Annotated in this window: 10 protein-coding genes; 3 read left to right on the forward strand and 7 right to left on the reverse strand. The window is 55.1% G+C overall.

Features of this window, described 5'->3' with window-relative positions; all coding sequences use genetic code 11:
• Nucleotides 1-168 precede the first annotated feature (168 nt).
• The 3 genes from rsfS to dgt all read right to left on the reverse strand — a co-directional run bounded on the left by rsfS (nucleotide 169) and on the right by dgt (nucleotide 3,064).
• Nucleotides 169-579, reverse strand: coding sequence for a ribosome silencing factor (gene rsfS / locus LA756_RS15965; protein WP_224435718.1), 411 nt, complete (start codon nucleotides 577-579; stop codon nucleotides 169-171).
• Nucleotides 580-734: 155 nt separating this feature from the next.
• On the reverse strand, nucleotides 735-1,808 hold the full coding sequence (locus LA756_RS15970; protein ID WP_224435719.1) for a PIN/TRAM domain-containing protein: 1,074 nt from the start codon (nucleotides 1,806-1,808) through the stop codon (nucleotides 735-737).
• 146 nt (nucleotides 1,809-1,954) lie between these two features.
• Entirely contained in the window at nucleotides 1,955-3,064 is a 1,110-nt protein-coding gene (dgt, locus tag LA756_RS15975; RefSeq protein WP_224435720.1) for a dGTP triphosphohydrolase, read from the reverse strand.
• Nucleotides 3,065-3,470: 406 nt separating this feature from the next.
• On the opposite strand from dgt, the gene uvrA reads away from it, so the two are divergent.
• From uvrA to LA756_RS15990, 3 genes are all read left to right on the forward strand, one after another.
• Nucleotides 3,471-6,278 (forward strand): excinuclease ABC subunit UvrA, encoded by a 2,808-nt coding sequence (gene uvrA / locus LA756_RS15980; RefSeq protein WP_369123654.1) that lies wholly within the window; start codon nucleotides 3,471-3,473, stop codon nucleotides 6,276-6,278.
• Between the two features lie 662 nt (nucleotides 6,279-6,940).
• The gene (gene msrA / locus LA756_RS15985) at nucleotides 6,941-7,477 is read left to right on the forward strand and encodes a peptide-methionine (S)-S-oxide reductase MsrA (RefSeq protein WP_224435722.1); all 537 of its coding nucleotides are present in this window, start codon (nucleotides 6,941-6,943) and stop codon (nucleotides 7,475-7,477) included.
• Between the two features lie 191 nt (nucleotides 7,478-7,668).
• Nucleotides 7,669-8,706: a hypothetical protein gene (locus tag LA756_RS15990; protein ID WP_224435723.1), complete on the forward strand. Its 1,038-nt coding sequence runs from the start codon at nucleotides 7,669-7,671 to the stop codon at nucleotides 8,704-8,706.
• A gap of 289 nt (nucleotides 8,707-8,995) precedes the next feature.
• Here the strand turns inward: LA756_RS15990 and LA756_RS15995 are convergent, their stop codons facing one another.
• The 4 genes from LA756_RS15995 to LA756_RS16010 are packed head-to-tail and all read right to left on the reverse strand — an operon-like array spanning nucleotide 8,996 to nucleotide 13,259.
• Complete coding sequence (locus LA756_RS15995; RefSeq protein ID WP_224435724.1) at nucleotides 8,996-9,526, reverse strand: hypothetical protein; 531 nt, start codon at nucleotides 9,524-9,526, stop codon at nucleotides 8,996-8,998.
• Nucleotides 9,527-9,529: 3 nt separating this feature from the next.
• Nucleotides 9,530-10,918 carry an arylsulfatase gene (locus LA756_RS16000; protein ID WP_224435725.1) on the reverse strand — a complete coding sequence of 463 codons (1,389 nt, stop codon included), beginning with the start codon at nucleotides 10,916-10,918 and terminating at the stop codon, nucleotides 9,530-9,532.
• Between the two features lie 44 nt (nucleotides 10,919-10,962).
• Nucleotides 10,963-12,216 carry a polysaccharide pyruvyl transferase family protein gene (locus LA756_RS16005; RefSeq protein WP_224435726.1) on the reverse strand — a complete coding sequence of 418 codons (1,254 nt, stop codon included), beginning with the start codon at nucleotides 12,214-12,216 and terminating at the stop codon, nucleotides 10,963-10,965.
• Between the two features lie 47 nt (nucleotides 12,217-12,263).
• Nucleotides 12,264-13,259 (reverse strand): hypothetical protein, encoded by a 996-nt coding sequence (locus LA756_RS16010; protein ID WP_224435727.1) that lies wholly within the window; start codon nucleotides 13,257-13,259, stop codon nucleotides 12,264-12,266.
• Nucleotides 13,260-13,293 lie beyond the last annotated feature (34 nt).

Genomic DNA, 13,293 nt, shown 5'->3' on the forward strand with positions numbered 1-13,293 from the left:
CCCACGAAGACGTGAGCATGGCACCCGATCGATGATTAGATTATCGCGAAAATACATGCGACGTGTACCGTAGGGTCCGCTGTGCGGACGCGACAATACGCCTGGCAGATCTCATTGCTTGGGTGACTGGGGTCAGATTACCCAGAACGATCGCTCTGAATCCTGGTGTTATTCACCCGGTTCGCGCAGGATGTCGGACATGTCCAGCTTTTTGGCGTCGGCCCACAGTTGTTCCAGCTGGAAATATTCGCGGGTCTCTTCGTCGAACAGATGGCACACGACGGTACCGTAGTCCAATAAGATCCAACGGCTTTCGTCGTAGCCTTCGCGACCCATACGGCGATCGCCCAGCTCTTTTTCAAGCTTGTCGTCGATCTCTTCGCTCATCGCGTGCAACTGACGACGGCTACCGCCGGTGCCGATGACGAAGTAATCGAAGATTGGCGTTAGATGCCGCATGTCGAGGATGCAGATATCTTTGCCCTTGTTGTCTTCGATGACCTGAGCCGCGGCGATGGCCAGTTTCAGGCTGCGTTCTTGGCTTTCACTCGAAGCTTCGGATTTGTCAGAATCAGTCACGCGAATACTTGGGGACTAGAGTCGATGTTGATGAATTATTCGTCAGATGGCGACCAACGCTGCGGCGGACAACCGTCTGAATAACGCAAGCGATGGCTATCGGCTCAAGAGCCGTAGCCATCCTACGCTGGAATCTCGAATGGAATAACGTTTATCTAAGCGGAAGTATTGGCGTGGGCTTGTTTGCCGCCCGGTCCGCTGCCTTCGCTTCCTTCGTAGCGACCGAAAATCATGCGGCCGGCACTGGTTTGCAGCACGCTGGTCACCAGGATGCGAACTTGCGTATTGATATGATCGCGGCCCCCTTCGACGACAATCATCGTGCCGTCGTCCAGGTAACCGACGCCTTGGCTTTCTTCCTCACCCTTTTTGACAATCCGGACCGAAAGATGTTCGCCCGGCAGGAATACAGGCTTCAATGCGTTGGCGATCTCGTTGAGGTTGATCACCTCGACGTTATGCAGCTTGGCCACTTTGTTCAAGTTGTAATCGCCGGTAACGATCTTTCCTTCCAGAAGCTTCGCCAGCAGGACCAGCTTCATATCGACCGGTTGGCCTTCCATGTCAGGCGTTTCGCGGTCGTGGATCTTCAGATCAACTTTCTCGTTGTTACGCAGGCGATTGAGGATATCGAGCCCGCGGCGACCGCGACTTCGTTTCAGCTTATCGCTGCTGTCGGCGATGCCTTGCAGTTCGGCAAGCACAAACCGCGGCATAATCAGCACGTTGTCGAAGAACCCTGTCTCGACGACGTCAGCGATGCGGCCGTCAATCACGATACTGGTATCCAGCACGTACGGCTTGGGGCCCTTCACTTCCTTGGCGAATTCGACGTAAGGAATGATGAACCGGAAGTCGTCCTTCGTCTGCAGAACGAGACTGATACAGCTGTAACACAGTACCATCCCGATCACCAGCTGCAATGCACGGTGCGCTGTGACGGCCCCTGGGTTATCGGCGGGGAACCAAACCTGGGTAATGAGCCCCAAGATATACGTCAGCGATAACCCCACCAGCAGCCCGAAATAGACGCCGGAAATGGTGTCGTACCGCTTATTCTTGACGAAGATATCGATCCCGATCACGGCCAACGCCAAGATCAGGACACCGACGAACGCCCAGAATGGCTGATCTTGCAGCGCACTACGGAACGCATCGACTTGAATCACGGTGATGCCGACGCCGGCGGCCACCAAGATAAACACAATTCTGAGAACTATCAGCGCCACGAGAGACCCTGCAGGACTGGACCCAATTCAAATAAGAGAGCGTTCACCACCCCCTCAGGCTGGTCCCATCCCCTTTAAAGTAAACCTGTTCACTATTCCAAGTGAGGTATTTTACCTTGCAACTCGGTTGAAAGCATCCCCATAGACTAGCGAAAATGGGCCTCAAACTCCCGTTGGCAATACGAGTCGGTCATGGTGGCTATATAATAGCCAACGGTCCTCGGCAGCCCCCAAACCTCGAACCAATCGGCACATTTCCCACGTACGAGCTCAGGACGACGAATATAGCCATCGTACATCTGCCTCAATTGGTCCTGTCCCCGTTTGCGGAACTCCACAATGTCAGGGTGGCGGTAAACGCGGTGGAAGAGGAACTGCTCGAGCTGCGTTTTCCGTGCTCGCAGATCGTCGCTAACGGTCACAATTGGCTCACACATCTCCGCTTCTTCGGGGGTCGTCGGCTTCCATTTGCCGATCCGCTCCATGGCGGTTTCCATGACATCGGTCACCTGAACATCGATCAGCTGCCGAATGACCATCTTCCGGAGCCGTCGCCCAGTTAACTCGCCGTAGCGTTGATAGGCCCGTTCGGCACTTTGGGCAAATAACGGAACCTGCATAAGCTCTTCAAACTTCACGAGCCCCAACTTCAATGCGTCGTCGGCATCGTGGGCGTCGTAGGTAATGCTGTCGCACGTCTCGACCGTCTGGGCTTCCAACAACGGCCGCAGGAAGGTCATTTGCCGCTTATCGACCCGCGTAATCTGTCCCTCCAGCACCTCGTGCGTCAGGTTCAATCCATCGTAGTACGGACTACGAATTTCGAGGTTCTTCACCAACACCAAGCCAAACGCGTTGTGCGAGAACCCACCGCAGTCGACCATGCATTCCTTCAGAACGTCTTCCCCGGTGTGGCCGAACGGTGGATGTCCTAGATCGTGCAGATATCCCAAAGCCTCGATCAGCTCTTCATTCAGTCCCAAGCTGCGCCCGATCGTGCGGGCAATGGTAACCACTTCGATGGTGTGCGTCAGCCGCGTGCGGTGATAGTCGCTGATGTTCATGAACACCTGCGTTTTGTCGGCTAGTCGGCGAAACGCACTGCTATGGATAATCCGATCTCGATCGCGCTGAAACGGCGACCGATACGGGTGGTCCGCCTCGTCATGCTCGCGCCCCCGCGACTGCTTACTCCGGAGGGCATAAGGTGCGAGAAGCCGCTCTTCTCGTTCGCTGTAACTCAAGAAACTATGCATTGCGCTTCGCTTTGGTTTTCAGTTTTCAGTGTTCGGTTTTCAGTCAGAGAGAATCGATGACCGCCACAGCAGGTATGCCCTAAGTCCTGTCCCCTCGCCCCTTTGGGAAGAGGGTTAGGGTGACGGGCGCACCCGGCAAATCGCTCTTTTGAGCGATAAAGTTCACTCTCTTGCTGAAAACGGAACGCCGAAAACTGAAAACGATCCTCTAGTTGCCACCTCTAGCAGGCCCTGTTAGCCTGAACTGAATTGTCGCTCATCATTTATACCTTTAAGGTCGGGTTTGCCCCATGGCAGGGGCGAGGCGCGAAGTCCCGGTCTTATCAGTCCAGCGTGATTGTCTGCTACCGTGGATTTTCATCGAGATAAGCTGTCTGACATCGACCCGACGCAGGATTCTTCTTCCATTAGCGTTCGCGGGGCCCGCGTTCATAATCTGAAGAATGTCGATATCGATCTTCCGCGCGATCAATTGATCGTCATCACCGGTCCTAGCGGCAGCGGCAAAAGTTCGCTCGCCCTCGACACGCTTTACGCCGAAGGGCAACGGCAATATGTCGAAAGCCTTTCGGTGTACGCGCGGCAGTTTCTCGATCAGATGGAACGTCCCGACGTCGACTTGATCGTCGGTTTGCAGCCCACCATCTGTATCGACCAGCGCACCGGCAGTCAAAACCCACGCAGCACCGTCGCCACGATCACCGAGATCTACGACTACCTCCGTCTGCTGATGGCTCGCCTGGGGCAACCGCATTGCTGGAAGTGCGATCGTCCGATCACGCAGCAAACGGCCGAACAAATCCAAGATCGCCTGCTCGCGCTGCCGGAAGAAACCAAGCTGATGATCATGGCCCCGATGGTTCAGGGACGCAAAGGGGCCCACAAGGAAGTCCTCGATAAGATCCGCCGCGAAGGCCTGCTCCGCGTTCGCGTTGACGACGAGGTCTATCAGATCGATGAAGTCCCCGAACTGAACCCCAAGAAGAATCACACCATCGAAGCGATCGTCGACCGCATCATCATTCGCGAAGGGCTTCGTGCTCGCATGAGCGATTCGGTCGGCATGGCCCTGAAGCTTGGCGATGGGCGGCTTCTTTCGTGCCACTTGGACACCGAAAAAGTCGACGACAAGCATCCCAAGGGAACGTGGATCGACCAGATCTTCAACACCGAGCTGGCGTGCACCGAGTGCAATCTCAGCTTCATCGATATCGAGCCCCGCACGTTCAGCTTCAACAGCCCTTACGGCACTTGTCCGAAGTGCGAAGGGCTTGGCATCTGCGAAGAGTTCGACCCCGACTTGGTGCTCCCTGATCGCGAACAGTCGCTCGACGACGGCGCGATCGCTCCTTGGCGCGGTCTCACTGCCGCGGCACTTACCAAAGTCAGCAAAGGCCTCGACACGTGGCTCGAAAAGCATAAGCTCGACCGCACGACGAAGCTCAGCGATTGGTCCGAAGACCTCCGCACGAAACTCCTTTCCGGCGAAGGCAAAGCGTGGCAAGGGATTCTGATCGCGCTAGAAAAAGAATTCGTCACCACCACGCGGAAGAAGCGGCTCGAACAACTCGGCAAGTTCCGCGGCAAGCTCCCCTGCCCTGCGTGCCATGGGGCTCGTCTGCGACCTGAGGCGCTCGCCGTGCGTGTGGCCGATCACAACATTCATCAGATCGTCCGGCTCAGCATCAACGACGCGCGGACCTTCTTCGATCAGCTCGAGTTCGACGAACATGAAAGCCTGATCGCAACGCCCATCGTCCGCGAGATTTCCAAACGGCTAGAGTTCCTCGAGAAAGTTGGGGCTGATTACCTCACCCTCGATCGCGCCGCCGATACGCTCAGCGGTGGCGAACTGCAGCGCGTTCGCCTGGCCACTGGTATCGGCAGCGGCTTAGTCGGCATCTGCTATATCCTCGACGAACCTTCGATCGGGCTACATTCGCGCGACAACCATCGCTTGATCGAAGCTCTCGTCGAATTGCGTGACCATGGCAACACGGTCATCGTCGTGGAACATGACGAAGCGATCATGCGTGTCGCCGATCGCCTGGTCGACGTCGGCCCCGGCGCAGGGCACCGTGGAGGGCAGATCATTGCCGAAGGAACTCCCGCGGTCGTCTCCGACGTCGAAGCTTCGATCACTGGGCAATACCTTTCCGGCCGCACGAAGATCGACGTTCCGACGTCACGGCGTAAAGTTGCCAAAACACGCATGATCTCCATCGAAGGCGCGACGACCAACAACTTGAAAGATGTCGCCGTGCAAGTTCCGCTCGGGGCATTCGTCTGCGTGACCGGCGTTAGCGGCAGTGGCAAAAGTTCGCTCGTTAACGAGACGATTACCCCCGCACTGCTGCGTCGCTTGGGGCAACCATCGCAGCGACCTGGCGCGTTTACCAGTCTTCGCGGAACAAGCCAGATCGACAAAGTCATTCCGATCGATCAGTCTCCGATCGGCCGCACGCCGCGCAGTAATCCGGCCACCTACACCGGCGTCTTCGACGAAATCCGCAAAGTGTTCGCCGACACCCGGCAAGCGAAGCAATATGGCTACAAGGCGTCGCGGTTCAGCTTCAATGTGAAGGGTGGTCGCTGTGAAGAATGCCAAGGGCAAGGACTGCGGAAGATCGAAATGAACTTCCTGCCAGACCTGTTCGTCGAGTGCCCTCAGTGCCACGGCAAGCGGTTCAATCGGCAAACGCTGCGAGTCAAATACAAAGACCTGTCGATTGCCGACGTGTTGAACTTGCCGATCGAAGAAGCGGCCGAATTCTTTGAAGCGGTTCCAACGATTCATCGCGTCTTGGCGAGCCTGTGCGATGTCGGTCTTGGCTATCTCTCCCTCGGCCAACCGAGCACGACCCTATCTGGCGGCGAAGCACAGCGAATCAAGCTGGCCACCGAATTAGCTCGCACCGAAACCGGCAGCACGCTGTACGTCCTTGATGAACCGACGACAGGGCTTCACTTCGAGGACATCCGTCGCTTGCTCTCGGTCCTCAGTCGACTGGTCGACAAGGGGAACACGGTTCTCGTCATCGAGCACAATTTGGACGTGATCAAAAGCGCCGACTGGCTCATCGACCTCGGTCCCGAAGGGGGCTCCGGCGGCGGGCACATCATCGCCACCGGTACCCCGGAACAAGTCGCCGAAGTGGAAGCAAGCTACACCGGCCAATACCTGAAACCCCTGCTCAACGGCCACCCTGACTAAAGCCAAGTAGGGCCCGCGTGTCGCGGGTCCGATACCAGATTCCGGCTGCCATGCTCATGCGGACGTGAGCAGGGTACCCGAGCTTGTTAGTTGTCAAAAAGACCATGACCTTTTATATCATCTTGTTCGGATGGGCAGTCTGCTTTCTAACAGCCATAGTCGCAGGCATTTTTCAAGTTGTTCACTCTGTTTTCTCTGGCTGGTATTTGTTCGTTTCCTTTCTGGCCCTCGTGGTGATTTTATATCAGGCCTACTACGCCAGACGAACTAATTGCCCGAGCGAATTCACTCGCTCTCTCGACTGGTCATGGCTTTTGGTCATCTTCTTTTTTTATTTCCAAATGTGTTTCATGTATTGGACCGAATTCGAATCGCCGATGGAACTTTTTACTCGACTAGCTCCACGCGATAGCTGGCCAGATCTTTTAACACGTGTCACTCTCTGCGTTACTACGATGACACTAATACTGCTCACTCGAAAAGCCGCAAAGCCATAATGTCGCCTGAACCCTTGACGACTTGATAAAATTAAGGACCGGAGTGCCATGCTTACTTCCAAGTAAGCATGCAATGCGGCATTCACTTCCAAGACATGCCCACGCGGACGTGAGCATGGCACCCGAGACTGGGCTGACTTTGTGATAACAAGGACTAAAAACCTCATGGCAGATCTTCAAACGGCAACTTTCGGCGGTGGGTGTTTCTGGTGTACCGAGGCGGTCTTCCTGGAACTGCGCGGGGTGAACCATGTCGAGTCAGGCTACGCCGGCGGGCACGTCGCCAATCCGACCTACGAACAAGTTTGCACCAAGACGACGGGGCATGCCGAGGTGATTCAAATTTCGTTCGACCCTGCTCAAATCAGCTACGAAGACCTGCTGGAGATCTTCTTTCAGACGCACGATCCGACCACAAAGGACCAGCAAGGCAACGATGTCGGTCCGCAGTATCGCAGCGCCGTTTTCTACCACGACGACCAACAGAAAGCGGCCGCCGAAAGCTTCATCGCCAAGCTGAACGAAAGTGGCGCGTTCCCTGCCCCGATCGTTACCGAAGTGACCGAGATCAATAACTATTACCCGGCCGAAAACTACCATCAGGATTACCTGGCCAATAACCCCGGCAACCCATACTGCGCGATGGTCGTCCGCCCGAAAGTCGACAAGTTCCGCAAGCAGTTCGGCGACAAACTGAAGTAAGCCGCGCGTGACCCGCTAGCGTCTTCTTCGGCTGATCTCCAAGGAATTTCGCGAAATACTCTCTCGCTCGACGGTCTCGAAACCGAACCAACGATTAAGACGATCCCACTTGTTGGGTGGGATTCGTTGCTAGCGGTTCTTTCCTCGCCTGCTTGGTGCGGCTGGGCTATTCCTTACTTCGAGATCGCCACATGTTGGAACGCATTCTGATTGCCGTTCTTGCGATGCATGTCCTGACGGGACATCTGCTGGCGAACGACGACGTGAACCATCCGCCTGCGTCGGCGGGAATCGCAAGCGATAGCACTTGGCTGGTCAGTACCCAAGATCCGGACATGGGGTACTCGCTGTATGCCGAAGAGGAAGCGACGTTCTATCGCACCAATCAACAGGACGAAGAGTGCCCTTTCTGCTTGTTCGGTCGAATGCAGGAAGCGATTGGAAACGCCATCGACTATACGCTGCCCGAAGCGCCTGGCCCCTTTCCATTGATGGCCAGCCTGGCGGAAGATCGCGACATTGAACTGCTTCCGCCGATCGGCACCGGCGTTGTCTTCACGGAGTTAAACCGCACAGTCGCTGTGTCGGACGTCCGCCTGGCGTTCGGATCGAACACACCGATGTCGGTCGATCGTGTGGAAGTACCGACTTCCAAGTTTCATGCTTCGACGCAAATTGCCCGAATCGACTTGTGGATGTTTCCGTTCCTGAATGTCTACGGCATCGTGGGGCATACCCGCAGCACCGGCAGCGTGAACGTGACCGTCGATCGATTTCCGTTCAGCTTTTCTCCGCCGATCACCATCGACGTTCCTGTCGACTTGAAGGGAACGACCTACGGCTGGGGCTTCACGACTGGTTTCGGTGGCAAGCGATGGTTTGCAATGCTGGACTACAACAAAACGTGGACCGACTTTTCTAACTTGAATTCCGAGCTGACCGCCGTAGTCATCACACCCCGCGTTGGCGTACCGATTGTTTCCCCTTGCTTCAATGGCGAAGTGCATATCGGTGCGATGTGGCAAGACACCGATCAAACGGTTGATCTGACCATTCACCATCCGGTGCTTGGGCCAGGACTACACGTGCAAGTCGATCAATTCGAGCCGCGTCCGTGGAACTTTTTGATCGGCGGCATGTGGGCCATCGACGAGCGTCTGCAAGTTCTACTTGAAGTCGGATCTGGCGGGCGGAACTATGTCGTCACCGGAATGACGCTCCGCTTCTAATGCCCGGCGGCCAATTAAGAAAGAATGCACGCCGCTATTTTCGTCGCGATCCCAATTATAAACTTTTCTGCGCACACTCTACAACATTTTTGCGCGACTTTATCGACAACAATGCATCATATCTGCTTCTAAAGATGCCCTTTTCTCACGCTAAAAAGGGCCGAAAATAAGGGCACACCGGTCATAAGGGAACGATTCGTGGCCCCCTGAACAACTTTGTGGGATACTAACTTTAGAACTATTTGCCTTGAAAAACCCGCCCGGTCTATCCGCTATGGATCAAACTACTTTAGACACTCATAAATACCCAAAGCAGTGCGAGTGTGGTTAGCAAGGCTACATTGGAAAACAAGGCCAAGCCGAACGTCCACAAGTTCGCTGTCGTGATAGAATTCCCAGTTACTAGGCGATGAAAAATCCACCCTGGAAGAAAGAGCAACAACCCTGTAACCACCGTTCCTCCAACAGCAATCATTTGATCCGCGGTCATTACCCATGGCAGTACGAAGCATGCCAGCATGATTACGAGATTGGTCACTAGAAATAATCTAGGCGCTGTCTCTTCAGAACGAAAGGCAACGAACAGCAAAAACACTGTCGATGTCAGGCTGAACCAATAGCCCCAAAAACCGACCGCAACGAAAACAGTAGAAGTTCGGGCAATTAGTTCAACAAAATTCGTACCGTAATCGGTAGTCCGTCCTAACGTTATTAAGCCGCAAACATACGCGACCGAGAGAATCTGTAACATCAAGTCCAGCACACCGAATTGTGTTTTTGAACTCGGAGTGCTGGAGGCTATTTCCTTTTTTTCAGGCAATCATTACTTCCGTTCAAACTTGAACTTGAAACGATCGTTTTCGGTGTGGGCTTCGTTGAAGATCTCCTTCACTTTGGCAATCACCAGCGGATGCTGCTCCGAAACGTCGACGTTTTCCGCGACATCTTTTTCGATGTTGTACAGCTCGATATGGGCGTCGGGGTCGGCAGACATTTGGTTTTGCACGGCCTTCCACTGTCCCATACGAACGGCCCGTTTGCCGCCTCGTTCGAGGAACTCCCAGTAAAGGTAATCGTGCTGCGGCTGGGCATCTTCGCCGGACAGTGTCGGCACCATGCTGATCCCGTCGAGGTTGGCTGGAATCTCGGCGTCCGCAAGCTGACAAAGGGTCGGCAGTACGTCCCAGTGGGCGCTGATTAAATCGCTTTCGCTGCCAGCTTCCACATGGCCAGGCCAGCGAACGAGAAACGGAGCGCGGATCCCGCCATCGGTCAAGTCACGCTTGTGACCGCGGTAAGGTCCGTTGCTGTTGAAAAAGACCGGATCGTGGCCCCCTTCCTGATGGGCGCCGTTGTCGCTGGTGAACATGATGATCGTGTTGTCGTCCAAGCCAAGTTCATTGACCAGGTGCATCACGCGGCCGACATCTTCGTCCATCTTGGTGCACATTCCGGCAAACGCAGCGATCGGATTTTTGACCGCCGGTCCCGCGTACTTGCCAACTTTGTTTTCATACTCGGAGAACTTTTCACGGAAAGGAGCGACGTACTCTTCCGGCACATGCATCGCGGCATGCGGAATGGTGATCGGCAGGTAACAGAAGAACGGTTTGTCCTTGTTGTCGCGGATGAACTTCAACGCTTCGTCCATGATCAAATCGTGCGAGTAGGTCTTGCCGTCCAGCTCGACCTTCTTTTCGTTGTCGAACAACCAGGTCGGATAATAGGTGTGGGCGTTTCGCTGGCAGTTATAGCCGTAGAAAACGTCGAAGCCCTGTTTCATCGGATCCCCTTCCGATCCAGGATATCCGAGGCCCCACTTGCCGAATGCTCCCGTCGTGTAGCCTGCTTCCTTCAGCAGTTCCGGCAGCGTCACCGTGTCGGCCGGCATTGGCTCTTGCCCGATCGGTCGCACTTCGGCATTGCCACGAACTGGCGTGTGTCCGGTGTGCAGTCCCGTCATCAGCACGCTTCGCGTCGGAGCACAAACGGTGCTGCCGCTATAGTGCTGAGTGAACTTCATCCCCTCGGCCGCCATGCGATCGATGTTGGGTGTCTCGAATTTGACTTGGCCGTAACAGCCAAGATCGCCGATACCGAGGTCGTCGGCGAGGATGTAGATGATGTTGGGCTTCTTGGTTTCCGCTTGCGTGGTGCCGCACAATGCGAAACCGATTACAGCGAAGAACAAAGTGGCGAGGGTTCTGATCATGATGAGCGATTCGTACTAAAGGATTCGTTTCCGGGGGATGCGATTTAGATACCAAGCGATCGGCGGACTGCTTCCATGGTCTCTTGCTGTCGTTTTTCGACAACGGCTTGGGCCTGGGCCACCATCTGCTGGGCATGCTCTGGCCGCTTGACCAAGTTTACCACAGTCTCGGGATAATTGGCGACCTGATCCGGCTCGTCGACGTCGAACAGCCACTCGCCTAAACCGATGTCCTGCCACATGAATCCCTTGGACGTTTGTTCCTCGAAGCGACCGACGATCGCCGGAATGCCGTTGCCGATGCACATGATCGGCGAATGCATTTCCAATCCGAAGAAACCTGCCGAACGGACATACGTGCTGAGGGCCTGGTCGGTGAGCCAGAACTTGTCGCGCCAAACAACGCGATGCTTCACGTCGTCCGAAAGCTGATCGTAAATATTGAGCTTGGTGACTTTCATCTGCGTCATGTCTTCGGGACACAGCAGAACTTTTTTATCGGTCTCGGTCACCAGACGAGCAATCGCTTCGCGAATCGGTTGATGATCGTGATCGCGCATCGCTTCGTTTCGAGTGTTCCGTTTTTCGTCGAACTTGCGTCCTTTTTTCACTTCCCAATACGGCGTGTATCGCAGCCGGGTAATGCAGCAAAGGAACTCGCCATGTTTCAGTCCGACTTCCTTCAAATAGGCTTCCGCTTTTTCGTCGTCACGAAGATCACACGCAAATGCTCCATCAGGACCGAACTCCATGATCGGGCTTTGCACGCCATCCTGTTTCGCTTTGCCAAGCGAGATGGAATCGCGGAAGAAGACAAAATCGGCCGAACTCATCAAGTCGATCGTATCTTGGTCGGAACCTCCGTAGGTGATGCCATAGATGCCGAACGGCTTCTTGTAGTGTTCAACGAACTGACCGACATCCTTCCGCGCCACAAACGAAGGTCCAGATCCATGCAAAAGGAAATCGCACGATTCGACCGCCTCTTGCAAATCTGCGTTAGACGCCTTCCCAGAACGAGAGATGGAACCTTTCACGACTTTCATATCGGGAAAGCGTTTCTTTTCCATTGCGTGGACTGCTTCAGAGAAGTCGCCCGACGCCCACAGCGTGACATCCGCTTCGGGAACATATTTCTCCAACAGCGCCATCACTCCTGGCGTGTGGGCGATGTCGCCGATGTTGACGACTTGCCAGGAAGATCGAAGGATAAGCTTCGGTCGCTTGGCAGGTGCCGCGTAAGCACGAGAGGCCAACGCAGCCGCGACCGAAGCTTGTAGGAAAGTACGTCGTTTCATGGGAAGTGCCTGGAACAGAAGATCGATGGAAGCGTTAACGAGGGCTGTTATTTTTTCGCCGCGCCGTTGAGCTTTTCGATATTGGCCGACTTGTGCAAAGCCAAGACTTCATCATCGGTCAGTGCCCGATCGAAGACCGCAAGACCGCCGAACTTGCCGATGGTTGCTTCCCGCAAAAACGACCCGACTGCGTAGCGTGCTCCGACAGTGAAGTCAGCACCCCCATCCGGCTTCGACTCGGCATGCTTTTCGGGATCGTAGGTGAAGATACCGCGGCCGTGATAATAAGGGTTCATGCCGCGGTCTTTGCCGTCGGGGCCTTCCTGGGTGAAGTAACGATCGTCGCGGCGATCTTTCTTCGGGTCGAGCTCCCGCTTTTCGTACGTACCGTTGATATACGCGGTGATGTATTTGCCATCGTAAGTGAACGCCAGCGTGCACCATTGTTCTTCCGGCACTTTGCGCTTCGTTGCAGCATAGTCGGCACACCATGGGAAGGCCGAACCATCGGCGCGACGCGTGACGCCTCCTTCGCTGCTGATGTGAGGGACCAACTGGTTCGGCCCGCCGTAGGTTGGCATGTTCATCAGCATGGCATACTGCCGGGTACCGCTGTCGTCGTTGCGGCCTTTTCCTTCGCTCCACATTCCAGCGATGGTACGGCTTTGACGCAGATCCACAATTCGGACCACGGCAAACATGCTGACTTGAGCTTCCGGGCCACTGATGTTCAGCTTACCGGTTTTTTCGTAGGGCAACTCCAGATACTGCTTGCCGTTAAGATTCATGCTGAAGCCAGAGTATGGTCCTTCGTCGGCTCGGGGGATCGGACCGTTGACTTCGGCCAGAGGGTAGTCCCCTTCCTGAGTGATCGACGTACGAGGCTGACCTGCTTCTTCCGAGAATGTCCAAAACGCGACCAGCCCTGGAGTTTCCAAAACGGCATCAGCATTCCCGGTAGGTTTACCGGCCGATGCGATCGAAACAGCAACAAGGCAAAACGGAGCCAGCAGAGCAGCTGACAGAAGATTCAAGCGAGACATGGGGCAGGTTCTCAATGGTGGATGGCATGGAAGG

The sequence above is a fragment of the Bremerella sp. TYQ1 genome, assembly GCF_020150455.1.
GTDB lineage: Bacteria > Planctomycetota > Planctomycetia > Pirellulales > Pirellulaceae > Bremerella > Bremerella volcania_A.

Coding starts and splice junctions, on each gene's coding strand:
- dgt (WP_224435720.1), bottom strand. CDS start 3,064: ATGCATAGTTTCTTGAGTTACAGCGAACGAGAAGAGCGGCTTCTCGCA.
- msrA (WP_224435722.1), top strand. CDS start 6,941: ATGGCAGATCTTCAAACGGCAACTTTCGGCGGTGGGTGTTTCTGGTGT.
- LA756_RS15990 (WP_224435723.1), top strand. CDS start 7,669: ATGTTGGAACGCATTCTGATTGCCGTTCTTGCGATGCATGTCCTGACG.
- LA756_RS16000 (WP_224435725.1), bottom strand. CDS start 10,918: ATGATCAGAACCCTCGCCACTTTGTTCTTCGCTGTAATCGGTTTCGCA.
- LA756_RS16005 (WP_224435726.1), bottom strand. CDS start 12,216: ATGAAACGACGTACTTTCCTACAAGCTTCGGTCGCGGCTGCGTTGGCC.
- LA756_RS16010 (WP_224435727.1), bottom strand. CDS start 13,259: ATGTCTCGCTTGAATCTTCTGTCAGCTGCTCTGCTGGCTCCGTTTTGC.